Origin of the sequence: Pseudomonas marginalis, from assembly GCF_900105325.1 — a bacterium.
In the GTDB taxonomy this organism is placed as follows: Bacteria; Pseudomonadota; Gammaproteobacteria; order Pseudomonadales; family Pseudomonadaceae; genus Aquipseudomonas; species Aquipseudomonas marginalis.
In genome coordinates this window covers 53772-79243 of sequence record NZ_FNSU01000004.1, presented here as the reverse complement: position 1 = coordinate 79243, position 25472 = coordinate 53772, and the positions used below count along the sequence as shown (strand labels likewise).

26 protein-coding genes are annotated in these 25472 nt (G+C 57.2%); 5 read left to right on the top strand and 21 right to left on the bottom strand.

The features are described from left to right. Positions 1-70 precede the first annotated feature (70 nt). Positions 71-976, top strand: coding sequence for an aromatic amino acid exporter YddG (gene yddG, locus BLW22_RS30985; RefSeq protein ID WP_065948555.1), 906 nt, complete (start codon positions 71-73; stop codon positions 974-976). A gap of 25 nt (positions 977-1001) precedes the next feature. After that, the gene (locus BLW22_RS30980; RefSeq protein ID WP_074848324.1) at positions 1002-2804 is read left to right on the top strand and encodes a B12-binding domain-containing radical SAM protein; all 1803 of its coding nucleotides are present in this window, start codon (positions 1002-1004) and stop codon (positions 2802-2804) included. A 112-nt stretch (positions 2805-2916) separates the two neighbouring features. Here the strand turns inward: BLW22_RS30980 and BLW22_RS30975 are convergent, their stop codons facing one another. Then, positions 2917-3981 carry a 2,3-butanediol dehydrogenase gene (locus BLW22_RS30975; RefSeq protein ID WP_227432305.1) on the bottom strand — a complete coding sequence of 355 codons (1065 nt, stop codon included), beginning with the start codon at positions 3979-3981 and terminating at the stop codon, positions 2917-2919. 799 nt (positions 3982-4780) lie between these two features. Here BLW22_RS30975 and BLW22_RS30970 point away from each other — a divergent pair. Beyond that, positions 4781-5416 (top strand): LysE family translocator, encoded by a 636-nt coding sequence (locus BLW22_RS30970; protein ID WP_027607878.1) that lies wholly within the window; start codon positions 4781-4783, stop codon positions 5414-5416. Between the two features lie 80 nt (positions 5417-5496). On the opposite strand, the gene BLW22_RS30965 is transcribed toward BLW22_RS30970, so the two are convergent. From BLW22_RS30965 to BLW22_RS30925, 9 genes are all read right to left on the bottom strand, one after another. After that, positions 5497-6102: a hypothetical protein gene (locus tag BLW22_RS30965; protein WP_074848322.1), complete on the bottom strand. Its 606-nt coding sequence runs from the start codon at positions 6100-6102 to the stop codon at positions 5497-5499. Next, entirely contained in the window at positions 6099-6671 is a 573-nt protein-coding gene (locus tag BLW22_RS30960) for an RNA polymerase sigma factor (protein ID WP_074848320.1), read from the bottom strand. Before BLW22_RS30960 ends, BLW22_RS30965 begins: the two co-directional genes overlap by 4 nt. 47 nt (positions 6672-6718) lie before the next feature. Further along, positions 6719-8341, bottom strand: coding sequence for a vWA domain-containing protein (locus BLW22_RS30955; RefSeq protein WP_074848318.1), 1623 nt, complete (start codon positions 8339-8341; stop codon positions 6719-6721). 121 nt (positions 8342-8462) lie between these two features. Continuing rightward, on the bottom strand, positions 8463-9113 hold the full coding sequence (locus tag BLW22_RS30950; RefSeq protein WP_065926308.1) for a DUF799 domain-containing protein: 651 nt from the start codon (positions 9111-9113) through the stop codon (positions 8463-8465). Continuing rightward, positions 9110-9472 (bottom strand): DUF4810 domain-containing protein, encoded by a 363-nt coding sequence (locus BLW22_RS30945; protein WP_027608086.1) that lies wholly within the window; start codon positions 9470-9472, stop codon positions 9110-9112. Before BLW22_RS30945 ends, BLW22_RS30950 begins: the two co-directional genes overlap by 4 nt. Positions 9473-9501: 29 nt before the next feature. Then, positions 9502-10182, bottom strand: coding sequence for a CsgG/HfaB family protein (locus BLW22_RS30940; protein WP_027608087.1), 681 nt, complete (start codon positions 10180-10182; stop codon positions 9502-9504). Positions 10183-10224: 42 nt separating this feature from the next. Further along, complete coding sequence (locus tag BLW22_RS30935) at positions 10225-10806, bottom strand: hypothetical protein (RefSeq protein ID WP_074848316.1); 582 nt, start codon at positions 10804-10806, stop codon at positions 10225-10227. A gap of 403 nt (positions 10807-11209) precedes the next feature. Continuing rightward, positions 11210-11830, bottom strand: coding sequence for a hypothetical protein (locus BLW22_RS30930; protein ID WP_065926304.1), 621 nt, complete (start codon positions 11828-11830; stop codon positions 11210-11212). 212 nt (positions 11831-12042) lie between these two features. Then, positions 12043-12435: a DUF2846 domain-containing protein gene (locus BLW22_RS30925; protein WP_174562754.1), complete on the bottom strand. Its 393-nt coding sequence runs from the start codon at positions 12433-12435 to the stop codon at positions 12043-12045. 508 nt (positions 12436-12943) lie between these two features. Between BLW22_RS30925 and BLW22_RS30920 the strand changes: the two genes are divergently transcribed. Continuing rightward, the gene (locus tag BLW22_RS30920) at positions 12944-13201 is read left to right on the top strand and encodes a hypothetical protein (protein WP_065948568.1); all 258 of its coding nucleotides are present in this window, start codon (positions 12944-12946) and stop codon (positions 13199-13201) included. A 33-nt stretch (positions 13202-13234) separates the two neighbouring features. Here BLW22_RS30920 and BLW22_RS30915 read toward each other — a convergent pair whose 3' ends face one another. From BLW22_RS30915 to BLW22_RS30860, 10 genes are all read right to left on the bottom strand, one after another. Continuing rightward, positions 13235-13669: an RDD family protein gene (locus BLW22_RS30915; RefSeq protein ID WP_074848314.1), complete on the bottom strand. Its 435-nt coding sequence runs from the start codon at positions 13667-13669 to the stop codon at positions 13235-13237. A gap of 7 nt (positions 13670-13676) precedes the next feature. After that, the gene (locus BLW22_RS30910) at positions 13677-14150 is read right to left on the bottom strand and encodes an RDD family protein (RefSeq protein WP_051429414.1); all 474 of its coding nucleotides are present in this window, start codon (positions 14148-14150) and stop codon (positions 13677-13679) included. A 127-nt stretch (positions 14151-14277) separates the two neighbouring features. Then, positions 14278-15063 carry a signal peptidase I gene (gene lepB / locus BLW22_RS30905; protein ID WP_065926300.1) on the bottom strand — a complete coding sequence of 262 codons (786 nt, stop codon included), beginning with the start codon at positions 15061-15063 and terminating at the stop codon, positions 14278-14280. Between the two features lie 39 nt (positions 15064-15102). Beyond that, the gene (locus BLW22_RS30900; protein WP_065948564.1) at positions 15103-15552 is read right to left on the bottom strand and encodes an SMI1/KNR4 family protein; all 450 of its coding nucleotides are present in this window, start codon (positions 15550-15552) and stop codon (positions 15103-15105) included. A 22-nt stretch (positions 15553-15574) separates the two neighbouring features. Next, positions 15575-16036: an Imm6 family immunity protein gene (locus BLW22_RS30895; RefSeq protein WP_074848312.1), complete on the bottom strand. Its 462-nt coding sequence runs from the start codon at positions 16034-16036 to the stop codon at positions 15575-15577. Positions 16037-16088: 52 nt separating this feature from the next. After that, positions 16089-16568, bottom strand: coding sequence for a hypothetical protein (locus BLW22_RS30890; protein WP_065948566.1), 480 nt, complete (start codon positions 16566-16568; stop codon positions 16089-16091). Positions 16569-16819: 251 nt separating this feature from the next. Beyond that, the gene (locus BLW22_RS30885; protein WP_074848310.1) at positions 16820-17224 is read right to left on the bottom strand and encodes a hypothetical protein; all 405 of its coding nucleotides are present in this window, start codon (positions 17222-17224) and stop codon (positions 16820-16822) included. A gap of 734 nt (positions 17225-17958) precedes the next feature. Further along, positions 17959-18633 (bottom strand): hypothetical protein, encoded by a 675-nt coding sequence (locus tag BLW22_RS30880; protein ID WP_074848308.1) that lies wholly within the window; start codon positions 18631-18633, stop codon positions 17959-17961. A gap of 959 nt (positions 18634-19592) precedes the next feature. Next, entirely contained in the window at positions 19593-19967 is a 375-nt protein-coding gene (locus tag BLW22_RS30870) for a hypothetical protein (RefSeq protein ID WP_065926295.1), read from the bottom strand. Positions 19968-19969: 2 nt separating this feature from the next. Next, positions 19970-24028, bottom strand: coding sequence for a hemagglutinin repeat-containing protein (locus BLW22_RS30860; protein WP_235865636.1), 4059 nt, complete (start codon positions 24026-24028; stop codon positions 19970-19972). 401 nt (positions 24029-24429) lie between these two features. Between BLW22_RS30860 and BLW22_RS30855 the strand changes: the two genes are divergently transcribed. Beyond that, positions 24430-24687 (top strand): hypothetical protein, encoded by a 258-nt coding sequence (locus tag BLW22_RS30855; RefSeq protein WP_027608116.1) that lies wholly within the window; start codon positions 24430-24432, stop codon positions 24685-24687. A 207-nt stretch (positions 24688-24894) separates the two neighbouring features. Here BLW22_RS30855 and BLW22_RS34750 read toward each other — a convergent pair whose 3' ends face one another. Next, a complete protein-coding gene (locus BLW22_RS34750; RefSeq protein WP_133822175.1) occupies positions 24895-25470 on the bottom strand; it encodes a hypothetical protein in 576 nt (191 codons plus the stop codon). Positions 25471-25472: the final 2 nt, after the last annotated feature.

Genomic DNA, 25472 nt, shown 5'->3' with positions numbered 1-25472 from the left:
CCTGATCAATACTCGCTCTCTCGACCTTTCTATTGTTCCCGCTTGAGGATTATCCGCAGACGGGGCTTGCATGAGCACTTCCAACCCATCCATCACCCTTGCCAAGGGCACCGCCAGTGCGACGCTGATCGGGGTGATTGCCGTGTTTTTGTGGGCGTGCCTGGCGCTTCTGACCACCTTGACCGCCGGGATCCCGGCCTTTCAGTTGCTGGCTTTGAGCTTCGCGGTCGCCTTCGTGGCCAGCCTGTGCGTGCTGGGGCTGCGTGGCGCAGCAGGGTTCAGCAGTTGGCGCCAGCCCTGGTCTGTGTGGGCGACGGGGTTTACCGGGATCTTCGTCTATCACGCGTTGTATTTCTTTGCCCTGAAGGCCGCGCCTGCGGCTGAAGCCAGCCTGATTGCCTATCTGTGGCCGCTGCTGATCGTGCTGCTGTCGAGCTTTGCCACCGGCGAGTCGCTGCGCAAGCGCCAGCTGTTGGGCGCCTTGCTCGGCCTGGCGGGGACGGCCTTCATCATGCAACTGCGGGCCCGGAGTGACAGTGCGTCGATGCCGGTTATCGGTTACGCCGCCGCCTTTGCGTGTGCCTGGGTCTGGGCGATTTATTCGGTGTTCAACCGGCGGTTCAGCCATGTTCCGAGCAGCATAGTCGGGGGTATTTGCGGGCTGGTGGCTGTGGCCGGGGGGCTCTGCCACCTGGCGTTCGAAACCACGGTGCGGCCTGAGCCGGGCCAGTGGGCGGCGATCATTGCCCTGGGTTTGGGCCCGGTAGGACTGGCTTTTTTCGCCTGGGACCACGCGACCAAGCACGGAAACCTATCGATGCTGGGCGCCCTGTCTTACCTGGCGCCGCTGTTCTCCACACTGCTGCTGATTGCCGTGGGGCAAAGCGATGCCAAGCCGATCTTGATGATTCCCGCGGTGTTGATCATTACGGGGGCGGTCATCGCCACTTCACGCTCACGCACGACCTCGCGTTGATCTCGACGGGTAAGGAGACAGGGAAATGAACTTGATAGCTTCGCAGGGAACCCTGAGGATCGAGAGCGACGGGCCGAGTTTTTCAGTCGCGCCCACGCGGCCCTTACTCAGTCATCTGGGAAAGCCATCGTTGCTGAACAGCCGAACCGGCATCCGTCGTCGCGCCCATGGCGAGGCACCTCGTGTGCTGCTGTTTGTGCCGCCCTACACACGTCTGATCGAGCCCACGTCGCACGACAGCGCATTTGCCCGCATCGGCATTGATACGTTCGAAGTGATGAAGCGTGCCGGTACGCCTATCGGCCTGTTGCGCATCGCCACGGTGGCCCGGCGGGCCGGTTATGACGTGCAGATTGTCGATTCGCCCTTTGCCGGCTGGTCCCAGGAGCACAGCCTGGTCAAGGTCGACCAAGGGCATCTGATCCGCTACGGCCTGACCGATACGCAGATACGCGAGATCATCGAAACCGCGCAGCCCGATATTGTCGGGATCCAGTGCAACTACACCGTGCAATGGGGCAATGCACGGGCGTTGGCCGAGCTGGTGAAAACCCTCGATCCCAACCTGGTGCTGGTCACTGGCGGCGCTCACTCCAGTGGTGACTGGAAGAACGCACTGCTGGATTCGGCCTTCGACTTCGCGCTGATCAATGAAGCTGACCGCGCCTTTACCCTGCTGCTCGATGCCTTGACTCACGAAGGCACAGACATCAATGCCGTACCTGGGGTGGCGTACCGCGACAGCCGGGCGCAACTGATCCGGCCCACCCAGAAGTCCAGCTACCTGAGCATCATCCCCAAGCGGCAGGACCTCGAGGAGCGGCTCGGCGTCATGCCCTTGCCGGACTTCAGCTTTCTGGACATGAAGCATTACCTGCAGCCTTATCACTCCTCAGGAGCACGCGTACGCAAGCATGGCGCCTGGGCGCAGATATTCTCCACGATTGGCTGCAACGTGAACTGTAACTTCTGCTACATCCCGAAAATCAACGGTCCTTGGCGTGCACTTGGCCTGGACTGGTTTGACCTGCACCTGGCCGATCTGGTGAAACAGGGAGTCACTGAAGTGCTGATCGAGGACGATCACCTGATGCATGACCCGTTGTATGCGATGGAGGTTGGCAAGCTCCTGAAAAAACATGACTTGCCCTGGGTCGAAGAAGGCGGGTTGAGCCTTTTCAACCTGATCCTGCTGCATTTGGGCGAACGCTTCATCGACCAGATGGATGAGAAGGAGCGCAAGAACCCGCAATATCGCAATGTGATCGAGGCGGTAAAAGGCGGGCTCACGGCCAGGAAGTTCATTCGGTCGATTGCCGAAAATGGCTGCTACAACATCTACCTCGCGGTGGAGAGCGCGAACGAAGACAGCCTGGTCAATTCCAACAAATCCCGACTTAACGCAATTCAGCACTCGACGTTCGAGCTCATCGAGATTTTTACCGAGCACGGCATTCAGGTTACCGGCGGGTTCATGCTGGGGTTCGTCAACCCCCCCGGCGGACCTGGGCAAAAGCCTTTTGTAGAGAGCCTGGAGCTGATCGACCGCACCATCGATTACGCGGTCAACCTCATGGGTGCCGGCATGGCGTACGCCAACCCGTTTATCGTCACGCCGATTCCCGGGACGTCGATGTGGGAATACCAGCAGCAGTATGTGGTACGTCACTACGACAACGGTTGGTCCCATGAAAAAGCCACGATGGCGACCGACCAATGGAGTGCCGAGGACATCGAGAAAGCACGCATGGAGTTGCTGGTTCGGGCCAACGGGGCTGATCGTGTCCGGGAGATGGTGCGTCGCGGTACCTGGCCTGTGGATGCGTGAGTGAAGGACGCTGGCTGCGAAGATTTTTAGCGCCGTGTTGCCTCCGCTCCTCTCCCCTGTTTTGCTTGGGGAATCAGGAGCGGGGCAAAGACTGCGGCGGTCAGCGTGCGCGTCAGACCCTGGCAGGCGACACAATGATCTTCACATTGTGTTCCTTGTTTTTAACCAGTTCCTCGAAGCCCTGGCCCACGATCTGCTCCAACTGAATGCGCCCCGTCACCAGTGGCGAGATGTCCAGCCGCCCATCCGCGATAAACGCGATCACGTCGGCGAACTCACCGTTATAGGCCAGCGCGCCGAGTACCTGTTTCTCAGTGGCCACCAACTCGAAAAAGTTGAATTCACTGGGTTCTTCGAAGATGCCCACCAGTACGCACTTGCCGGCCTTGCGGATCAGGTCGATGGCGAGTTTGGCCGTGTGTTTGTTGCCGATGCATTCGAAACTGACGTCCGCGCCGAGCCCGCCGGTCAGGCGGCGGACCTCGGCCAGGGCGTCGCATTCATTCGGATCGAGCACATGGGTCGCCCCCACTTCCCGGGCCTTGGCCTTGCGCGCGCCGGACATTTCCAGCGCGATCACCTGGGCCGCGCCCGCCGCCTTGGCGCACATGATGGTGCACAGACCGATGGTGCCGGCGCCGACCACCACGACGTTTTGCCCGAGCAGGCTTCCGGCTTTTTTCACCGCGTGCATGCCGACGGCCAGAGGCTCGATCAGCGCCCCGGCTTCAGCGGGGAAGTTCGCCGGTAGCTTGTACAGCAGGTTGGCGGGCACGTTGACCAGTTCGGCGAACGCACCGTTGTTCATCAAGCCGGTAAAGGCCAGGTTCTCGCAAATGTTGTACAGCCCGTGGGTGCAGTAGTAGCAGGTGCCGCAATGCTGACAGGCATCGGCCGCCACCGGCTCGCCGACGCTGAAGCCCTGTACGCCGGCACCGAGTTCGACGATCTCGCCACAAAACTCATGACCGAGAATGCACTGGCCCTTGATCCCGGTCAGCGGGTGCGGGGCGTCGACCGGAATGAACACCGGGCCGGCCACGTACTCATGCAGATCGGAGCCGCAAATGCCGCACCATTGCACGCGGATCTGCACCCAACCGGCAGGCGGCGAAACGGGCAGCGGCACGTCTTCGACGCGGATGTCGTTACGACCGTGCCAGACAGCGGCACGCATGCTGCGTTGCGAGTTGCTCGAAAGGCTCATAGCGAAGTCTCCTTGAAACGGTTGGCACTGGCGCGCCGGGTGGGTTGCCAGTGGCCAGAGCAAGGCCGGTGCCAGCTGTGCAAAAACGCCTGGACGCCCCTCTCCTAGAGCCGCCGAATGAACACCCAAGGGTGGCCGGCATCGAGGTCAAACGAGACGCGCCATGCCAGATCGCGCACGGTAGCGACGAGACCGTGAGACGTTGCGTCTCACTGCAAGCGTTGATGCCAGGGGCGTGCCTGATCCACCTCAGTCGTCTTCAATAGGGGCGCTTCGCACCCCAGCGCGGGGCAAGCCCGCTCACCACAGCAAGCCCGCTCACCACAGCAAGCCCGCTCACCACAATAAGCTTGCGCAGGCTCACCCGATAACGCATTCGAGATTGCACCTCCACGCCCCACGTGATCGAGGACTATTCGTAACTTGTGGTGAGCGGGCTTGTCGAATCGTCGCACCGCCCGCGCTGGGCTGCGGAGCAGACCCAAAACCAGGCGCTGCGGTTTACCTGACAGAACACAGGGATCCTGATTGGGGCTGCTTCGCAGCCCAGCGCGGGGCAAGCCCGCTCACCACAGCAAGCCCGCTCACCACAAGTAGGGTGTTCGCCCTTAACTGACGGACCGGCGCCAACCAAGGGTGCTCAAGCGGCCCAAGCCCCCTGTATGACGTTTTGTCAGCCGATCTGTATCTAACGCGCGCCCTGCTCCCGCCCTACCATCAGGCGCATCCAACCTGCGCAACGACGCGCTCAACCTACAGGAGTGAACCCATGCCCGAACTGTCGAGCCTGCTGGCGTATGGTCTGATTTCCCTTGGCATGGTGCTGACGCCCGGCCCGAACATGATCTACCTGATTTCGCGCTCGATCTGCCAGGGGCCGCTGGCCGGGTTGATTTCACTGGGCGGCGTGGCGCTGGGTTTCGTCGTGTATATGCTTTGCGCGGCGCTGGGGATTACCGCGCTGCTGATGGCGGTGCCGTATGCGTATGACGCACTCCGGCTCGGCGGTGCGCTTTACCTGTTGTACCTGGCCTGGCAAGCGGTCAAGCCCGGCGGGCGCTCGGCGTTTCATGTGCGCGACTTGCCCAGGGACGGCCCACGCAAGCTGTTCATGATGGGCTTTGTGACCAACCTGTTGAATCCGAAAGTCGCGGTGATGTATCTGTCATTGCTGCCCCAGTTCATCTCCCCCACTGGCCACGGCAGCGTGCTGACACAATCCATCGTGCTGGGGTTTACCCAGATCATGATCAGTGTGAGCGTGAATGCGGTGATCGCCATCATGGCCGGTTCCATCGCGACCTTCCTGGCGGCCAAGCCGGTTTGGCAGTTGGTGCAGCGCTGGTTGATGGGGACGGTGCTGGCTGGCCTGGCGGTGCGCATGGTTTTTGATGCGCGGCGTTGAAGACGGGGCTTGAGGGCACTGTGGCGAGCGGGCTTGCCCCGCAAGCCACAGGTTACCGGTGGCCTGTTCTTTTTTTGTAGTCAATGCGTGCGCAGCGCCTCCAGCCGTGCGGGCAGGTCTTCCTCGGGGAAGCGCGCGTGCAACGCCAGCAATTTTTCATCCGCGGCTTTGCTTTCACCCGCTTCCCGCAAGCGCACGATCGCCTGTAACTCTTGCTCCAGCGACGGCAACGCTGACGGTGCGCGCTTGCTGAGTCTGGCGCTCGATTCATCTGCCAGCGCACCTGCCATCTCAGCCTGAACCGGCGCACGTTCAGCCTTGGGCGCGGCGGCGATGCGCGCCATCGGCGCCGGTGCGGACAACGCTTGCGGCGCCGGGCGGGCGGCTTCCTCGTGCAGGGCGGAGAAGGTCGCCGTGGAGATTTCGGGTTGTGGCACTGGCGAGCGCGTGACCACGCCGATCATCAGCGCCAAGCCGGCCACGGTGGCGAATGCCATTTGCCAGCGCGGGCGTTGGCAGGCGTGCAGCCAGCGTTGCCACAGGCTCGGTTGCGGCGCCGGGGCCTCGCGGCGGGCGGCGTTGAGGATGAGGGCGTCAAGGGACGCGGGCGGCTCGCCGGTGCTGTGTTGACGGTAATGCTGGGTCAGCACGTCGTCGGTGTCGGGAGTGTGTCGGGAGTCGGTCATGCGAGTATCTCCTCGGCCAGCAGGCGGCGCAGTTTCTGCTGGGCGTAACGCAGGCGGCTTTTTACGGTTTCCAGCGGGGCGCCGGTGAGGGCGGCGATTTGCGGCACTTCGAGGTCGCCGTGCAGGCGTAGCAGGAAGACTTCGCGCTGGTCTTCGGGCAAGGCTTGCAGGGCGGCGTCCAGGCGCGCCTGGTCGCGGCTCAGGCTCAGCTGTTGCTCAGGGCCGGCGCTGTCGTCGGCCTGGGCGTGCAGTTGCTCATCGTAGCTGTCGTGCAGCGGGTTGTGGATGCCGTGCTTGCGCCAGTGGTCGATCAGGCGGTTGCGGGCGATCTGGAACAGCCATGTACGAAAACTCGCGCGGCCTTGTGGCTGGGTGTTGCTGCGGATCAGGCTGAGCCAGGTCTCCTGGTAGATTTCCTCGGCCAGTTCGGCCTTGTTGCTCAGGGACACGAGGAAGCGGTAGAGGCCTTGGCGATGCCGCGCGTACAAGGCTTCGAACGCGGCGGCGTCACCGGTTCGGTAGCGGGCCAGCAGCGATTCGTCGCTGGATGGATCATCTGGAACAGCCATGCAGGGGGCGAACTCCTTTTGTAAAGTTAACGCTGTTGCGTTCAAGATCAGGGTTTCAGGCTTTGGGCCAGTTCCACCATTTGCACGAACTCGTTGCGCAGACCAAAGGGGTCATCGCCCCGGGCCGAGCGGGCCAATGCGGCGGTGTCCTTCAAACTCATGCTGCCAGTGTAGCGGCCATCGCCCTTGAGCTGTTGGGCGAAGGCGGCCACCGCCGCCGAGAAGCGCAGGTCGTCGCTGGCCTGGGTGGTTTCGTGGCGGATGGGCCGTTCGATCAAGCGGCTGTCACCGCCCGTGGCGGGCTTGTAGCGCACGCGCAGCATCGCCAGTTCATCGGATTTACCTTCGGCCGCAGGCGCAGTGGCGTAGCGCAAGGGCTCCAACCAGCCCCTCTGGCCCTTCGGCACAATTTCATACAGCGCGGTCACGGTATGCCCTGCGCCGATCTCACCGGCATCGACTTTGTCGTTGTTGAAATCCTCACGCTTGAGCGCGCGATTTTCATAGCCCAGCAGTCGATACTCGCTGACCTGTGCCGGGTTGAATTCCACCTGCACTTTCACATCCCGCGCGACCACCGCCAGGGTTGAACTGAGCTGGTCCACCAGCACCTTGCGGGCTTCGCGCAGGTTGTCGATATAGGCGTAATTGCCATCGCCGGCATCGGCCAGTTGTTCCATCAGGTGTTCGTTGTAGTTATCCACACCGAAGCCGAGGGTGGTGAGGGACACGCCGCTTTTACGCTGGCGGGCGGCCATTTGCTTGAGGCTGTCGAAGTCGCTGACGCCCACATTGAAGTCACCGTCGGTGGCCAGCAGGATGCGGTTGATGCCCTTGTCGATAAAGCCTTCGCGGGCCATCTGGTAGGCCAGTTCGATGCCGGATGCGCCTGCCGTGGAACCGCCGGCGGTGAGTTGATCGATGGCATTGCGGATCCTGGCCTTGTCGCGCCCCGATGTGGGCTTGAGCACTACGCGGGACTCACCGGCGTAGACCACCAACGCAACCCGGTCCTGATCACGCAACTGATCCACCAGCAATTTCAGGGTGCTTTGCACCAGCGGCAAGCCTTCGCGGCGGTCCATGGAGCCGGACACATCCACCAGGAACACCAGGTTGGCCGGCGCCAGGTCCGCCACGGCGCGGTCGGACGCCTTGATGCCGATGCGCAGCAGTTTCGTGCGCGGGTTCCAGGGTGTGGCGGCGACTTCGGTGGTCACGCCAAACGGTGAGCCGTCGGTGGGCAAGGCGTAGTTGTAGGGGAAGTAGTTGACCATTTCCTCCAGTCGCACAGCGCCTTCGGGCGGCAGGCTGCCTTGGTTGAGGAAGCGTCTGACGTTGGCGTAGCTGCCTGTGTCGACATCCACGCTGAAGGTGGACACCGGCGTTTCGGCCACGCGATGCACCGGGTTGTCCGGCAGGTTGGCGTATTGCTCGCGGGGTTCGCTGCGGTAGTCCATCGCCGCTGATTCCTGCATGCGCATTGGAGCGGGCATTGCCATGCGCTTGACCAAGGCGCCCTGGGGCGACGCGCGTTGCAGCTCGGCTACGGGCTCGGCCGGTTTGGCCAACTCAGGGGATGAAGACAGCCCACACCCGGCCAGCGCCACCACCAGGGTGACGGCAAAGCCTTGGGCAGCAGGACGCAGGAAGAGCAGAGGACGGGACATGGGCTGAACCTCGTGAATGAATGATCCGTTCACAAGGTCAGACGCAAGGTGCGGGATGTTCGGGTTAACCCTGATTCAAATAACACCACAGTTGGTCTGTGGTGTTCTCAGAATCCGGATATCAGTCCGTGCCGTACTTCGGGTTGCGCGGGCCGTACAGGATCCCCGCGCGTTGGCCCGGCGACAGCAGGCGTGCACTGGTGATGCCGGCAATCGGGTGCGCCGCATCGGTGGAGCTGTTGATCACTTGCTTGACCGCCGCGGTGATCAGCATGCCCACCAGTCCGCCGCCGTTGTTGTTGCCTTCTTCACTGGACGCCCGCGCCGAACCGGTCCACAGGGTGGTGCCGGTGCGCAGGTCCACCAGTTTGGCCGAGGCCGTCACGGCGGTGTCGCTGGAGATCAGCATGTACTTGGTGCCGTACTCGCTGACGGTGATGTACAGCGCCGCGTCCGCGCCGAAGATGTCATGCAGCTTGGCCGGTGGCACGCCCTGGATATCGTTGGCGGTGGTCAGGCCGTTCTGGCGGAAGGTTTCGTCCACCAGGGCAATCGGCAGTACGTAGTAGCCGGCTTCGGCCAGCGGGTAGGTCACTTGCGAGACCAGGCTGTACGAGGCCTGCACTTCCGGCGACTCGTTGATCGGCGGCAGTACCAGGATCGACTTGGGCCGCGCCTGTTTGTACGCGGTGTAGTCAATGGTCTTGGGGGCTGCGCAACCGCCGAGCAAGGCCAGGGCCAGCAAGGCACCGGTGAGTTTTAACAGGCTCATTTAGTGGCCACTCCGGTCTTGGCGTTTTTCAACAGGAAGTCCATGTACGAGGCAGACTCGGGGAACAGCGCCTTCTCAGTGCGGAACTCCTGCACCATCTGGTCATCCTTGCCCATGCTCAGGTACAGCATGCCCAGGTGCGCGTGGTAACCCGGCGGCGCCTTGCGGCCGCTGGCGTTGATCTTTTGCAGATCACGCTCCAACGCCTCGACCTGCGCTTCCTTGGGCTCGCCCTTGAAGTACTCGTAAACCTGCGGCTGGTAGCTTTCCCATTGATACAGGGGCTGGGGCGCCGTGTGGCACCCGGCGACCGCCGCGATTGCTGTCAGCATCAGCGCCAACTTCACTGCCTTGCTCATCCGTGTACTGCTCCTTGAGGGGTTGCTGATCAGTTGCGCGGGTTCCAGGCGCCGGCGTTGATGCCGTCGACCAGGCGGTTGATGGCTTCGCGCATGGCCAGGTCGAGGACCTTGCCATTGAGGGTGGAGTCGTAGCTGGCGGTGCCGCCGAAGCCGACCACTTCACGGTTGGACAGCGCATACTCACCGGCGCCCTGGGTGGAATAGACCACTTCGGAGGTGCTGATGTTGACGATGTTCAGTGCGACCTTGGCGTAGGCCACTTGGGTCTTGCCACGGCCGAGGATGCCGAACAGCTGGCGGTCGCCGGTCTCTTTGCGGCCGAACTCGGTCACGTCGCCGGTCACGACGTAGTCAGCGCCCTTGAGCTTCTGCGCGGTGCCCTTGATCGCGGCTTCCTGGGAGATTTCGCCCATGTTGTCGCGGTCCAGCACGCTGAAGCGGTTGGTCTGCTGCAGGTGGGTAATCAGGATGGTCTTGGCCTGGCCACCGAGGCGGTCGACGCCATCGGAGAAAATGCCGCGCATGTAGCTGGAGCGGTTGTCGAATTTGCCCACGGCGATGGGCACGCGTACGCCGGAATAGGCGACGTTGGCACTGGCGACCTGTTCCACCGGCATGGCGCGGTTGCTCTCCGTGGCGCAACCGGCCACGGTCAACAGCGCTGCGGCGGTGAGGCCGGACAGCAGGATTTTGGACAGTGTGTTCACGGGGTGCTCCTAAATGGGGGGAATCGGGTATGGCAGCTGACGCTAGCGAGACGGAATATCGCGCAGGTCGTCGACGATGTAGTCGCTTAGCCCACTAGTGAAATACCGCTCGACACTGGAGTTACCGCTGTTGGTTACAACGCCGGCAAGGGTCCTCCATTGTTGCGGCTGGCCTCGCCAGTTGCTGGGCTCCAGGCTGGGGCGGTTCTGGGCGAAGTGCAGCACCTCGGCACCGGCTTTCTTGACCTTGACCTTGTAGCCAAAATCGATGCTTTGCAGGATGGTACCGTCGTCAATCAACAGGTTCGAAAACCCACCATTGGAGTCGATGATATGGCGCACATAGACGACGTCGACATCCAGCAAATAATCGGCGCTGTCTTTACTGGTTGCGTAACGCTTGGCTTTGAGCAAGCGGTTTACCAGATCGACGCCGAGTTCCTGGCGAACTTTGTCATCCGACATGAAGTGCTTACTCTTGCCCTTCACCTCAACGTTGAAGGTGTCGAGCCAGTAAGTAGCAGTCTTCGAAATCGTGACCGGTGCCGGCGAGATGTAGTACTCCGGCTTGGAGGCGCAGCCCGCCATCAGGCAGGCGACGAGGAATACGGCAAACATGCGCATGTCTGGATTCGTCCCTGAAAAGTATCGTGCTTTAAACAATCGCGGCATTTTACGGGGTTGAGAGCGGTTCTCAAGGTGTTTCGTCGGTTGCCGTGCGGTGGCGCACATTCCCTCAAGTTATGGGCGAGCAGGACGTCACGCTCAAATTCAACATGACCGCCCTCAAGGGCCATCGCGCGCTACCGACGCTGACGCACCTGGATGCACTTGGTACTGATCGTGGGCATCCCGTTCCAGGCAGACACGCGGGAAGTGGTCGAGGCGTTGACGCGCAGTACGCTGGATGAAGCGGTGCAGCGCAAGTTGCTGTAACCCCGCCCTCTGTAGGAGCGAGCTTGCTCGCGAAAAACCGGAGAACACCGCAGGCATTCAGCATGCCTGCGGTATCGCTGCCAGCCTCAGCTCACTTGATCAGGTCAGGTCGAGTGGTCTTGAGCATCGCTGCGCTCACCGCGCCCTGAACCGAGCAGGTGATCATGCCATTGCTGGTCTTGGCCAGGTCACCGGGTGCGGGCTCGACCATCAAGATGCGTTCGGCCGTATCGGTGACCAGCTTGCCCGCGTTGTCATCGCCGCCTTCCGGCACCCAGGCTGATTGCTTGTGCGACCAGATCTGCGCACGCGCGTAGATACCGTTGGCTTTCTCCAACGCCGTACCCGGTACTTTACTCAGCTGAGCGTAAAGCGCGTCGGGTGCCTGTTCGGTGTAGAAACCCCAGTTGATGATGCGCGAGCCCATCAGGTCCTGGTCTTCGGCGAAAAAGCCGGTCAAGGTCATACCGTCAAGCGTCAGTGGCGTGTCGAACATCCAGCGCTGGCCCATATCGGACTTTGTGCCGCCGCTGAGCGTGATCTTGCCGTTCTCCAGCTTATGGGCAACACGCTCCTTGAGCCCTGCCTGGCTTACCACCGCCAGGGAATTCTGGTCGCAGGCGAGAAAACTTTGCAGGGCAGGCGCCGCGGCGAAGCTGCTGGTGCAGGTCGCCAGTGCAGTGAGTGAGATAAACAGACGATGCAGTTTCATTGACAGCTTCCTTGGGTCTAAATAATTGCGGGCCGGAAAGGTCAGGCGCATAGCGGGGGATTTGCGTCCATACGGTGCCACTCCGGCTTATGTCGTGGTCAATCAACGAGAGTTGAAGAATCGCGTGTCAGCCCCTTGCCAAGCTAAGTGTGCAGGGCGGATGAACAGCGACAACGGCCGAGCTCGGGCCCGGCCGTCTTAAGCGTTTTTAGTTACTTGCTTTCTTTTGCCACGGTGCCCAAGGACGCATCCTTGACCAGATAACGGCCTTCCAGATCGCTCAGCACTTTGAGACTGTTGCGCGCCACGGCGAAGCCCATTTCGACTTCCTGCTTGAGGTAAACCACCTCACCCGCCTTGACGTCGATTGGCATGTCCGCCCAGTTTTCAGCCTTGGAGCTGATCACGTGCTTGCCCGGCGTCACGAAAAAATAGATGTATTGGTTACCGCGGTTGTAACCCATCTCCGAGTCGGCTTCCTTGTCATCCAGGAACACGTTGAACCGTACCAGCATCCCGACGTTGCTAGGGCGTACGACATACACCAGGCCTTTATCGGCCACGGCAGCCTTGGGCAGCGCATAGCTCGCCACGTCAGCCTGCATCTTCTCTACCGACGGCGTCGAAGAACAGCCAAACAGCGTGGCCAGGGACAGAAGGACAGCGGCTTTGCAGAACAACTTGATCATGTATTTCTTCCTTGTGGGTAGCGGTGGGGCGGTTTCGAAAACGCTGGCGAAGGCCGGTTCAGATCTTTGATGCGTCTGGGCATCGCCAGTGTGTCGGCAGTGGGTGGCATTGCATGAGGCATTGTGCCACTACTCTGACGCCTTGCGCGGTTTTGGGTGAGGGGCTTATAGTCCGGCCGTCGTCCAAATGGCGATCAGGTTTGGCGACCTGACAACAGAGTGCAAAAGCAATCCGCTTTCATGCAGGTGTTTTTGCACCCGCAAAGCCGTGCCTTTTATGGCGGCTGTGCGCGGGAGACCTTCGGGTCTGCCGGTTTACTCTGTTGCCGGTTCGCCAACCTGCGTACAGCTGCCACCCATTCGTTTGGCGACGATTGAGTGGTGGTCTCAACCACTTAACAGAGTGCCAATTATGAACCGTTACATGCCCCTGACCGGCCACGACTGCACCGTCCCCGCCCTGCTCATCGACACCCAAGCCCCCCTCGACGTCCTCCACGACGCCGCCGTGCACCGCATCCAAGCCGTCACCCAACTCCTGGAAAACCTGGCCTTCCGCGATCAGCTCAGCAGCGATGCCGTGGTGCTGCAGGACTTTGCCCATCTGCTGGCGATTCCGCTGCGTGACGGCTGTGATTTGTTGGATGCGATCAGTCGCAGGCTGAACGCCAACCCGTCCTGAGTTATACCGGGCGGCCCGGCCAGGCCGCCCTGCTCAGGTATTGATGACAATCGTCTTGGCCAACATATCGCCCAAGCGACGACGCAGGCCGAACAGTACAAAAAGACCGTCCAGCACACTGAACACCATCTTCGGAACATTGCGCAGGAACGACTGGAACAGCGTGCAGTTCGTGGGGTACGGGTAACCCACCACGGCCGTGCGGCACACCCGCTTGCCCAGGCTCTGGCCATTGGGCAAGGCATCGCAAAACAGGTAGTACCCGAAGGCTGAAAACAGCAGCACATAGTGGAGGCCATCAAACAATGCCGGGCCTCCTGCAGAGCTCAGATAGAAATAGGCATAGTCCAGGTTCCGGTTCAAAAACAGCAGGAAAAACACCACGGCCATATCGATCAGATAGCCGAGCAACCGTCTGAACGGGCTGGCGATGTCCCAGGTTTGCGTGGCCGATACCGAATCGTTCATGACGTATTTATCCCCTACCGTTGTCATAAATATCCGCAAGGCTGCGAACGCTCGTCAGGTTGCCGGTCTGAACCACGATGGTCTTGGCGAACATATCGCCCAGGCGCGTTCTGGACTCCATGAATATCCACACCCAATCGATCACCACCAGCGCTCCGGAATTGCGGGTTAACGCCTGGGAAACCGTGCAGCTTTTGCGAGTTTTACGGTCGACGACGGCGATGCTCAACAAACGCTTGCCCAGGCTCTGGCCGTTGGGCAACGCGTCGGCCAGCAGGAAGTAGGCGAAGGCTGCAAAAAACGCCGAGAGAAAACCAGCCTTGGGCGTCACGGCCGGCACGTAGGCAGACAATGCACCGGCGCAGAATTTGACGATGAAAAAGATCAGGACTGCGATGGCGCAGTCGATAAGGCGCGCGGCCAGGCGCCGGCCGATGCTGGCCAGGATCGTCGGGCGTTTGGCGGTGTGGTTTGCGTCCATGCGGTATTACTCCAGATTCATGGCGTTGGTGTGTTTTGACTGGGCGCAAATCGGCTCCCAGCCTTTCAATGGTATTGCTGTGCTGCCCGCCGGCCGGGAGTACCTGCGCCAGCGATGCTCGAAAGGCTCATGGAAACGTCGTCCCGATACGCGCTCGTTCATTCGAGAACCAGATGCCGGTGACCTTGCCCACCACATCCTCAAGCGCGACCTGGCCCATGAAGCGGCTGTCGTTGCTGACATCACGGTTGTCACCCAACAGGTACACATGCCCCGGCGCTACCTGGAGCGGCGCCAACTCAAGGGAGTAGTCCTTTTTGACGCGCTCAGCCGGTGCGTGAAACAAACCCAGGTTCTCACCGTTGCGGATCACCTCGCCATGGACGATGGCCAGAGTGTCACCACCGATTCCCGCTACCCGTTTGACCGCCTCGGTGCCATTCCAGCGATACACCACGATATCCCCCACGTTGGGCACGCCAGCCCGCAGGTCCGACATGATGTAGTCGCCAATCGACAACGTCGGGACCATCGACCCCGACGGAATGTAATAGTTTTTGAAGCCCAACAACGGCACCCGAAAGACGTCCAGCGTCAGCACCAGGACCACCACCACGCCGACGTAAAGAGCATGGAAGCGTTTACGCGGCACATTGGGCGGACCGCTGTAGCGACGGGCCAACACGGCGGACACGATGGCAGAGGTCAGTTTGACCGTGATGACGAAAGCGAAGAATGCATACAACCCAAGGGGTGTAGTGACCAACCCCAAGGCACCCATCAGCGCGACCCCGCCGAGCAACAACGCTGCGACCCGGATACCCCACTGTGTACGGCCTACATACACCAGGCCCCAGCCGGGTATGAGGCAGGCCATCAGGAAGGCCTGGAGGGAGAATTTTGCAGGTTTCATTGATCATCCTTAATAATGCAAATGCTGGCGCCGCGCATATTACTGCTGGGCTCGCCAATCCACATAACCTTTAATCGCTGTTAACTGGCTAAGGATGAAGCTGGAAAAATCCTCATATAAGACTTCCGCATCACTCAATTCAGGATCAATTTCGACAATTGACCAATCATTCGCAGCATCGAATGCATAAAAGACACCGCTCCCGGTACTGGCAAACACATACATATTACGATAAGCAACTACATCACATCCGGTGACAACTGAATACTTCGTTGGACCATCCTCGATGTAAAGAGCGCTATCCAGCTCACCAAATCCAAACTGTTCAAGGAATTCAAGATAGTCGAGCGGCACACCTACGCGGTCGAGAACCTCAACACCTCTCAAGACTAATTCACGGTTACTTAAGCAGCTTCCATAATCACCTTCATACAACGCACTGGACACTATTTCTCTTATAAGAACACCAACTTCCGACGCGCCTTTCATCGCCACTCCTTGCATCTGAACATTAACACTTTTTAGGTAGATAAACGTCTAACACGCCACCCGCCCCGACCTTATAGATATATTCGACTATGTATTCAACAGCCTGCTCACCTGCCTCGTTGACTGAGGCGGACATTCTTTCTTGCCGACCTGAAACCTTATAAGCCTGATGTGCAAAAAAGCCAATGACCAGAAGTATCAGAATCAAGCTGTCTTGCTCTAAGCTTTCCGTAATGAAATTATGCTCTCCCAAAGGACCATTTTGCATTTCATCCGAGTCTAAATAGTAGGCCAACTGCTCAGGGCTTAAACTTCTATCGGTTAACCATGACCAGCACAACTCAATAGCCTCACTACATTTAGTATAGGTAGCGGGAGCTGACGATAGATTATCTAAAGTTTGATCGAGAATCAAAAGAAAAATAGCCGCTCTTTTAACCCACACTTGCCCCTCTAAAACAGACAGACTTTCCGAGTAACTCATAGAACCCGATCCTTTTTAGCTCAAACACAGAAAACAATTAAGCTCACTTCTATCAAACTCCCTGACACTTCCACAAAATTGCGTAAGGCACCTCATCATTCAATGACCCCAATGAGCGAAAATAATAGACCGCTGACGGACCTTCCAAACTCTTATGAACAAAAGCGCCATCAGACATCACACGATAAGAGGCATACTCTCGAATATTACCGGCAGTCTCCAACGCTCGCTTTATTTCAATATAGGCCGCCCCAGCCTCCTCTGGCATCAACTCAAAGGGCGGAGGGCAAACAGCCCCATCATCACTTTCGACGTCTCTGTAATAGGCTCGCTGAAATGCTGCGTCACTGGCCGCCCAGTAAAATGACAATACTTTCAGCTTATCCTGCCCATCCTCTTTAATCGCATCTGCCAAGCAGTACTGAGTGACCGACATCTTGTACACTCCCTCATCGATGAGTAAAAGTCCTGCTTCGGGCACAGCAAGCGCATCACCCTTTTTAAGCTCGCGTAACAGTGCCCATTCAGTCATCACCAAACACTCCTGTTGCGATTTCCAATTATCTCGATGGGAACATACATGCGACGATTTGTCATACCGCTTAGTATCCTCCGACACTCAGAGGAAAGAGGGGCCTGACCCTGAGGAATCCCCACCGGATTGTCCCGCTCGAGATTGGCGGATATGGAGCTATTGGTGCGCGATGAAGTACACCGGCAAGCTCAGAGGCTAGAGTAGATTTGTGGGGACTCCTCAGGGTCTGCCCCCTTTTTTTCACTTATTCAGCCGTCGCTTTGACTCAAAATATTTATCTCACGCCAGTAGACAGTCGCTGGTAGAGACTGATTCTGATTAAACAAGGAAAAAACCTCGATTACATCATCAATATTAAACCACTCATCCTTTTTTAATGGTACACGGCCCGCACCAAACGACAGTAAGCTTCCATCTTCAAAGTTTGTACTAGAATTTGAATGATAACCTCTGAACAGTTTTTTACTTTTAGCGTCATATCTTTCAATAAAACAAGTGAATCTGCCTCCAGCCACTTGCACATAGTTACCCTCATCATCAGTTATACATGCGAATGAGCTAGGGCCGTAGCTTTTTAATTTTTTTAGCGTTTTTATAATCTGCGCTTGATTTACACCTACTACTACAGGACTATTTTCGGCTTCGAGCTTCATATTTCCCACCTTTATGGCACATAGACTGTTGTAGCGCTTTCGATGACTTGTCCATTTAGCCGTCCTTTCCCTTGCGCCCCAAACTCATTAACAAAGTAATCGGTAAATTCTTGATAGCTGGTCTTACTAGCCGACCCGCTTTTTACCTCAAGAGAAATAGGGGTCAGACCACCAATATACATTGGTGCACTAATCGTGGTCTGCCCCCTATTTCCCTGGGTGTCTTAGCCGCACCAAGCAACTGCTTAGTAGCGAACTTCCCATCAAAAAGAACAGGCAAATTATTCTTACTGGTTCCGGCTACTTCTTTTGCATCTACTATTCAAAACGACAGTAAAGTGGCCATTTATCAAGCCCGATTGAATTCAGGATCAACAATGCAATCAAGCCCAGCAGAAACAATTCATGTCCTTTGTCATTCGCCTCACCTGTGACTCGGATATTTCATCTCGGCCCTGCCTTCCAATTAAGGACTTCGGATCTACCACCTGTGGAACGCCGCTAACAACATCCGCCCCAACCGCTCGGGGCTCACTACCTGCATACCGCCGCCAATCCGGATGGTAAGGATTGGCCTTCATCTCGTCCGTAACCGTGGTAAGTCTCGTCGGCTTAGGTGCTTCCGCTGCCGGCTTTTCATCCTGGAAGCTCGCGCCATTCGCCGCTGGAGCACCGTCACCCACGGCTTTCGTTGTCCCAGAGGGCAAATCGCTCGGAGGTCCTTTTGCACCTGTTCAACCCTTCAATGCTGGCAAAGACAGCACTTCATCGTACTGTGGCCAGTCTTCCCTTGCGCGTTTGAGCACACCTTGCATCAACTCGTCCAACTCAGGCACTGGTTGCTCGGGCGGCAATTGGTCAAAGGGCGCGGCCAGCAGCGGATGATCAATCTTCTGCGGATTGGCTAAACCTTCCCACTGGCGCAGGCGCAGGATATAGAGAATTTCCACCGGCACGCGCTCCAAGTGCCAGTCCTGATTGAAGTCGTAAGAATTCTTCTGGCTCTCTTTGCCGGTTTGCCAAGTGTGGCGGTCACACGCGGCCAACAGACAGGGCATCAGGTCGTCGGGGCTGGGAGTGCGCCACTTGGCCAACAAGGCTTCGTAGATGGGTTCGTCGTAAGCATAAGCAGGCCATTGATGCGAGACATCGCCCACCCAATCGGCAAACACACGCAGCATAAAGGCTTGGGCGCGGCGGTGTTGCTCTTCGTACTCAATCACTAATTGATGCCCACGATTGAGAGCCGCATGGGTGAGATAGCCCTGATGGATGACGGCATCCTTCCAGCCTAGGATCGCCATGGCGGCCATCATATTGGTGGCGGTTTGGATGCTGTAGTTTTGGCGGCGTCGATCATTGCCTGCCGCTTTGGCAATAATGTCGAACTGACCCGCCCAGAAGAACAACTGCCAAATTCCTACTTGGTAATAGCGCAGCCAATGGGCCAACTCCAGAAGCCATCGCGGATTATCTGGTGCGGTCGCCAATACCTTGTGGGCTCGTGTGACGGCTATCCATTCGGAGCTACTACGCGTAACGTTGTCACTATTCGGTACAGGCATTGATGGCTTCGCAAATGCATCGCCGCGCTCAACATATTCACGGATGCCATTCAACTCGTATTCATCTGAGACGTGTGGCCCCTTGGCTATGCGACCCAGCACACTTTTGTAGGAGGGCCATTTCGGGTTTACGCCCGAGCGCTCGCACTGAATTACTTCTTGGTCCATATTTCCACCTTAAATTCTGCTACACCAGTTTTACTGGGGGCGGGAACACCGACTTTGACTGTTACACCTTGAACCTTGGCTTTTCCTGAATCCAACGCCGCTTGCAAAGCATCGCGTAAAGCAGGATCAGAGTCGGGAATTCGAGAAATAGGGGTCAGACCACCAATATACATTGGTGCACTAATCGCGGTATGACACCAATTTTTAGCGGATCAACGAACACTAAAAAACCAAAGAACGAGACCTAGAATAAAGCCAGCCCCAGCTATTTCTAGATAGAGCGCCATATACTCTTTTATAAGCCCGGCAACGTCTTCACCACCACTCAATCAATACCCGGCAACCTGAAAGAACACACACATAGACAACAGGCCAAACGCACAGGCACAAGGAAGATAGATGGCGATCCACCAAGACTCATTTCTTTTCATTGCCAACCGAAACCATTACGTGCGCCACACCACCAAGAGAAATTTGCCCCGCTTATTTGGGGACTTTATAAAAATGTGATCTGCCCCCGATTTCCTCTGATGTGGATGTTGCTGTAAATTCGCATCATTAGCCGCTGGTGTACCGTTACCGACTAACTTTGCTTCACCAGACGGCAAGCCGCTCGCAGGTTCTTTTGCACCAACTTATCTAGGAAGAAGATATTTCTCCCTAACCTGTGCCATACAATCGATCATTTCTGCCAGTTTCTCCCCTTTTAGCCCCACGTCTGCTAAATCATCGGCGCAGCATTTTTCATAAGCCCTAGCCAAACCCTCTAACATATCCTCCGCATAAGGACTTTCTCTAGATAACTCTAACCCATACTTCATACCCTCGCTAAATATTGCAGTTTGCAACACTGCAAATAAACCTACATCAGCAGACGTGCAAAGAGAGCCCGCTTCATCTTGAACATAAGCAAAGGCTTGTTCTGGCCGAAGACGAATCTGTGATATAGCCTTTTCATAAAGCCTAGATACTATCGGATAAATTTCTTCCACAGCCAAATCGATCGCCATAATTACTTCTCCACAGTAAATATATTTAACTGGATGTTAGGATACCGCTCGCAAAACTGATTGACAATATTAGTACAACTTGGGCAAACCATTTTCTCTGAAATCAAATTTATACGCCCAGAAGTTTGTGAGTTCGGACCTAGACGCTGAGCTAAAGTTTCCAAAATTTTAAATTCTGTATCCATGTCTCGCAGATACCCCTCAGTCGTTCCAACATATTTAGACGTAGAAACTTGAGGTTTTAATATCCACGAATTCAGATCACCACCAGGCTTCGGCAAAAACTCCTCGACCCTATTATCAAACTGACTATAAGCTTTCATCACCATAGTCTCTGATGACAGCGCACCAACATCCACTTCAGCAAATGCGACGTTTCCTTCTCGAGGTAACCCTGTCCGAACATCACTAACCGCCGCCGAAAGCCTATCCCTGATTCTCGGCGCGGTGGAGTTAGATAGGTAGACTAGGCGTTCCCCCTCTGCAATCGTCCCAGTCGTTTTTGTGCCGTTTGCCCCTAGGACGAAAAGCTCACCTGACGCCTCCGTCGCCAATTTCCTTTTCGCAAAGGCAGCGGCAATCGCCGCCGAAATCCTCGCTCCCAGGCCTACACCTGTGAGCGAAAGGGCCGCCTCATCCACCGCCGTGACCGGTTCAGCCGATTTCCTAGCTAATAACAACAGCCTCGACATCGCGTCTTTTGAAGCCATTTCGTTGGTCGAGACGTTAATGATTTCTGTCGCATGAGCATCTGCCTGCTCCCGACCGTATTGAACCCATTTGTCAAATGAGCTCAATTCGCCATAAAGGCCGTCGCCCAAGCCATTAAAAAGGCTCGTGTCTACAAACTGCTCTTTGGTGGAGTTGAACGCATAAACTGCAGAACCATTGGCAATAATTGCGGTGCCGTCTTTCCACGTTAATGGAATCTTCTGTTCAGCCAATTCTTGAATCGCACCTCTGGCAATCGCCAAATCAGGATCCAGCCAATCTCGCGTCGGGTCATTGCCCCAGTTCTTTTCAAGCGCATCTAAACGGGCGTTTTCGACGACATCGACCTTTGATCCTGCTGCCATACGCAGCAAGTCTTCCCACGAGGCATCCGATTTCGGCTTGCGCCAAATTTTCTCTAACTCTTCTGCTTTCTTCTTGAGTAATGGCACCTCTTGGGTCAGGTGAAGTTGTCGATTGAATACTTCGACGCCGTAACCGGTCCCGGCCCCGACAACAGCGCCGCCGGTGCCATTCCCGGCGCCTGCTCCAGCGCCGATCCCGGTCGCAACCAACGCAGTGATGTTTTCCTGGCTGACCTTAGATAATTTGCTGTTTTCCAGCGCCTTTGCAATCGAGGGCATCAAGGCGGCGGAAGCACCGGCCCCCAACGCGCCACTTTCCACGCTGCCGCTGGACAACCCCATGGCGGCACCTGCCAACGCGTGCAACATGACGCGTGCTGCTCCACCTTCTGCCCATGCGGCTCGGGTGGCCGCGTCCGATTTCGGGTTCAGGGATTGCGCCTCAGCGTAATCACCCACTCGCTTGAAGATCTCGCTAGACGCAGTATTGGCGACGATACCGACTGTCGTACCGACGGGCGCGCCACCAAGGCCCGCGGCGATCAGTCCCGTCGCGATATCGGCCATCATTTTCTTGTCGCCGCCGAACTGCCAACGCTTGGCTTCCGAATAAGCCAGATCGGCGGCACGGGCGGTATCAGCAGTACCAGGCGCGCCTGCGTCTGCTTGTTCCTTCGCCGCCTGCCCAAGCTTCTTGGCCTCATCGGCCTTCGCCCTGCCTACCGCACTGATCACCCCACTGGCCAACTGCGCCGAGCTTTGGATCAGGTCAATACGCTCTTGCATGGCCTTTTCATCAGGCCGGTCAAGTTTCTGATTGGCGTTGGCGGTGTCGCGATTCAACCCCACCAGGTCATTGGCACCTTCGGCATTGCGAACCACAATCGTGCCTTCGCTGACCGCGCTACGGGTGTAGCTATGGTCTTTCTCCTTGAGCGCTATCGGGATGCTGCCGCCCATCGAGGCACCGCTGGTACTGCTGGAAGACACCGAAATACCAGCAGACTGACTTTTGATCTCGCTGACATTCTTGATATCGCTGACGATCAGCCGATCCGTGCTGAGCCGGTTCTTATCAGCTGACGCCTCACTGGCAATCACCGCGCCTTGCAGGGTGGTGGTCTTGCCGACATTGATGTCGTAGCCGCCCGTGCCCGCATACAAACCGCTCTGGTCGGTCACGCCCTTGTAGTCGCTGTTCATATTCGCGGCGGCAAGGTTCGCCGAGCCCGCTACGGTAGAGCCGTAGCAGAACGGAGGGACGCAGATACTGGCGCCGAAGCCTGCGCTGCTCTGTTTGCTGCGCGACGACTCGGTGTCCTGGAGGGAGATGATATTGAGGTTTCCGCCAATATCTGCCTTGATACGGTCCGCACGAACCTGGGCGCCTTTGAGGGTGGTATCGCCACCGCTTTGTAACAACAGGCTGCCTGTATCGAGGGTACTATTGACCTGAGTGACGGAGTTACCGTTGCCATTGTTCTTGGCACCCTGCGCTCCGAGGTCGAGGGTGAAGCCGTTTTGCTCGCCAATATTGAAGCTGGCGCCAATGGCGGTTTTATTTTTCGACCCTTCGTTTTTGCGGTCGGTGGTGTTCTGTGCGCTTTGCATCAACACATCGTTTTTGGCTAACAACAACGTGTTGGCGGCTTTCAAGCTGCTGCCGGTGATCTGGATATCACCCTGAGTACCCGCCGCTGCGCCCGTGGCAACGATCGACAAGTCTTGCCCTGCGTTGAGCGTGCTCTGCTTGGCGGTGACACTGTTGAATTCGCTGCTGTTCTTGCTGCGGTTATTGGCCAGTTCAGTACCGATCTTGATCAGCGAACCGTTGCCGGGCGTGCCGCCGGTTTTGTTTTTGAAGCCGGAGCTTTGCGCATTGGCGTCCGAAGCCTGGCCATTCAGGTTGTAAGCGGCGAGGGCTGCCTGGGCGATTTTGACTGCCTTGAGTCGTGGGTCATCAGCGCTACGGGCCGCTTTGACGGCGTCGCGCATGCTGGTGGCGGTGTCCACTACCGAGCCCGCGATCACCCGCCCAACCGCCAAGCTCTTGGAACTGTCCTTACTGGTCTGACTGGCCGTCTCCATCCCCGAAGTAACGGTGACATCAGCCCCACTCAACTCCATGTTCTTGGTGCTCACCAGATCACTGGCCACCACCTTCAACTCACGCCCCGCCGTCAACGACACATTGCCCGCGCTCGAACCAATAGTGCTGCCGGTCAAGGTCATTTCATTGGCCGTGCCGTTGTGCTTCGAGCTGTTGATGTACAGCTTCTGGTTGCCGGTCATGTCGTCCAGACCGAGCTTGTTGCCGGTCAGCACGCCGGTGAGGTCGCGATTTTTTTCCTTGTGCATGTCGGTGCGGGCGAAGGTGTTTTGCGCCGCGTCGATGGTCAGGTCGCGGCCGGCCTGGACGGCGAGGTCGCCGGTGCTGACCAGGTTGGAACCGGTGACCGTGGCGTCGCGTTTGGCGGCGACGGTGACGGTTTCGCCGGAGACCATGCTGCCCAGGGCGGTGGTGCGTTTTTCGTCGACTTTGTCCTGGACTTTGCTCGACTTCAGGCCGCCCCAGCTGCTTTTGCTTTCCTTGCGTTCGTGGCGGGCGCTGTCGGCGTTGCTGACGGCGAGGATGTTCACGTCCTGGCCGGCCACCAGTTGGGTGGCGCCTTTTTCGGCAGTGACAGCACTGCCAGCCAGCAGCAGGTCTGCACCCGCCACGACGGTGCTGTTTTTGCCGGCGCTGACGAGGCTGCCGACGTTGTTCACGACGTCGGTTTCATCCAGGCGGAATTTTTTGCCCTGGGAGGTTTTCTTGGTCTTGCTGTAGAAGCTGTAGTCCTGGTTTTCGGCGGCTTTGAGCTCGAGGTTTTTACCCGATACCAAGTACGCCTCGTTGCCGGCATTGACCTGGCTGGCGACCAGTTGCAGGTTCTGCCCGGCGCTCAGGGTGGCGTCGCCGCCGGCCTTGATCACGCTGGACACTTGCTGCACGTGGTCTTCGATGCTTTTGATTTTTTCGAGTTGTAGGTCGAATGCTGCTCGTTGGCTGCCGCGATGGCGTTGAGGTTGGCGCCGGCTCGCAGGGCGACGTTGGCCTTTTGATGCCTTGCGTGTTTTTACGCTGAGGACTTATAGTCCGCCGGTCGTCCAAAAGGGCGATCGGATTTGGCGATCCGTTGACCGTATGCGAAAGCTTTCTGCTTGCTTGCAGGGGTTTCCGTACCCGCATCGCTGCTTTATGGCAGCTGTGCGCGGGAGACCTTCGGGTCTGCCGGAACTCGGTCCCGGTTCGCCAACCTGCGTACAGCTGTCACCCATTCGTTTGGCGACGATAGGTGACAGCTTTCATTACATCGACCGAGGCTTTACCTATGAATAGATACATGCCGCTTACAGGCCATGACTCAACCATCCCCGCGCTGGTGATCGACACGCAAGCGCCCCTAGATGTTCTCTATGATGCCGCCGCGTATCGCATTCGTGCGGTGACTCAGTTTTTGGAGAACCTCGCGTTTCGGGAAGAGATCAGCAGTGATGCGATTGTGCTTCACGATTTTGCGCTGTTACTGGCAATTCCGCTGCGAGATGGGTGTGATTTGCTGGATGTGATTGGCCGGAAGTTGAACTCAAAAATTTCATAAATAAAATGGGCGGTTATTTTAAAAACCGCCCAGCTTAAAAACTTCCCAGACAAATGAAATAAAAAAGCCAATTATTAAAGAACGTAACACCTCCAGATTTGCTTCTCCACAAGCATTCAAACAAAAACGTGGCCTGCCCCCTAATGGATAGCGCAATCACAGTTACGACAAACGACACAGTGAAATACTTGCACGTCACTGCACATCTTATTTAGCCTTTATTAATTGCATCCAATAGTTATATGTCTCTCGAAGCCGACCTAATGTCTTTGATCCATCAGCAATAGCGCACGCGAATGCATGAGCAACTCTTACTGGATTGGTAGGCAGCGAGCCAGATGCGGATATAACAGGCTGCCCGTAATCCGCCTGTTTCTTATTACCTTTTAACTGACTCCAGCTCAGTTCAGGGTTATTTCGAACCGCCACTTCACCATAATACATTCCAACTAAAACAGCCAAAGACATTGCCTCTTCGGATAGAACAGGTGTGTTCAAATCAGCCGTGCCGGCAATTGAATCATTTCCTGTTTCGTTAACCGTTGATGACAGTTGCTCTTTATAAATCCGTGAAGCTAACCACTCAGCCACACCATCTAAAGATTCCGGGGAAAAATCCGCGTTCCAGCTTTCATATCCCGGCGTATGCCAAACAGCTTGAATTAACTCATCTAAACAGTAGGGTTTATTAAGCATAAAGAGTTCATAAAAACTATTTAGCTCTTTCGAATTCATAGATGAAAAAAAATCTGTGACTGGCGTATAGGCGGTTGTAAATTCCATAA

Bases quoted from the DNA above. Each gene is read 5' to 3' on its own strand.
- BLW22_RS34750 (WP_133822175.1), bottom strand. From the start codon at position 25,470: ATGGAATTTACAACCGCCTATACGCCAGTCACAGATTTTTTTTCATCT.
- BLW22_RS30855 (WP_027608116.1), top strand. From the start codon at position 24,430: ATGCCGCTTACAGGCCATGACTCAACCATCCCCGCGCTGGTGATCGAC.
- BLW22_RS30970 (WP_027607878.1), top strand. From the start codon at position 4,781: ATGCCCGAACTGTCGAGCCTGCTGGCGTATGGTCTGATTTCCCTTGGC.
- BLW22_RS30870 (WP_065926295.1), bottom strand. From the start codon at position 19,967: ATGGCGATCGATTTGGCTGTGGAAGAAATTTATCCGATAGTATCTAGG.
- BLW22_RS30890 (WP_065948566.1), bottom strand. From the start codon at position 16,568: ATGACTGAATGGGCACTGTTACGCGAGCTTAAAAAGGGTGATGCGCTT.
- BLW22_RS30900 (WP_065948564.1), bottom strand. From the start codon at position 15,552: ATGAAAGGCGCGTCGGAAGTTGGTGTTCTTATAAGAGAAATAGTGTCC.
- BLW22_RS30945 (WP_027608086.1), bottom strand. From the start codon at position 9,472: ATGAGCAAGGCAGTGAAGTTGGCGCTGATGCTGACAGCAATCGCGGCG.
- BLW22_RS30910 (WP_051429414.1), bottom strand. From the start codon at position 14,150: ATGGACGCAAACCACACCGCCAAACGCCCGACGATCCTGGCCAGCATC.
- BLW22_RS30930 (WP_065926304.1), bottom strand. From the start codon at position 11,830: ATGAAACTGCATCGTCTGTTTATCTCACTCACTGCACTGGCGACCTGC.
- BLW22_RS30950 (WP_065926308.1), bottom strand. From the start codon at position 9,113: ATGAGCCTGTTAAAACTCACCGGTGCCTTGCTGGCCCTGGCCTTGCTC.
- BLW22_RS30960 (WP_074848320.1), bottom strand. From the start codon at position 6,671: ATGGCTGTTCCAGATGATCCATCCAGCGACGAATCGCTGCTGGCCCGC.
- BLW22_RS30895 (WP_074848312.1), bottom strand. From the start codon at position 16,036: ATGAGTTACTCGGAAAGTCTGTCTGTTTTAGAGGGGCAAGTGTGGGTT.
- BLW22_RS30975 (WP_227432305.1), bottom strand. From the start codon at position 3,981: ATGCGTGCCGCTGTCTGGCACGGTCGTAACGACATCCGCGTCGAAGAC.
- yddG (WP_065948555.1), top strand. From the start codon at position 71: ATGAGCACTTCCAACCCATCCATCACCCTTGCCAAGGGCACCGCCAGT.
- BLW22_RS30925 (WP_174562754.1), bottom strand. From the start codon at position 12,435: ATGCAGGCTGACGTGGCGAGCTATGCGCTGCCCAAGGCTGCCGTGGCC.
- BLW22_RS30980 (WP_074848324.1), top strand. From the start codon at position 1,002: ATGAACTTGATAGCTTCGCAGGGAACCCTGAGGATCGAGAGCGACGGG.
- lepB (WP_065926300.1), bottom strand. From the start codon at position 15,063: ATGAAACCTGCAAAATTCTCCCTCCAGGCCTTCCTGATGGCCTGCCTC.
- BLW22_RS30885 (WP_074848310.1), bottom strand. From the start codon at position 17,224: ATGAAGCTCGAAGCCGAAAATAGTCCTGTAGTAGTAGGTGTAAATCAA.
- BLW22_RS30915 (WP_074848314.1), bottom strand. From the start codon at position 13,669: ATGAACGATTCGGTATCGGCCACGCAAACCTGGGACATCGCCAGCCCG.
- BLW22_RS30935 (WP_074848316.1), bottom strand. From the start codon at position 10,806: ATGCGCATGTTTGCCGTATTCCTCGTCGCCTGCCTGATGGCGGGCTGC.
- BLW22_RS30920 (WP_065948568.1), top strand. From the start codon at position 12,944: ATGCCCCTGACCGGCCACGACTGCACCGTCCCCGCCCTGCTCATCGAC.
- BLW22_RS30955 (WP_074848318.1), bottom strand. From the start codon at position 8,341: ATGTCCCGTCCTCTGCTCTTCCTGCGTCCTGCTGCCCAAGGCTTTGCC.
- BLW22_RS30965 (WP_074848322.1), bottom strand. From the start codon at position 6,102: ATGACCGACTCCCGACACACTCCCGACACCGACGACGTGCTGACCCAG.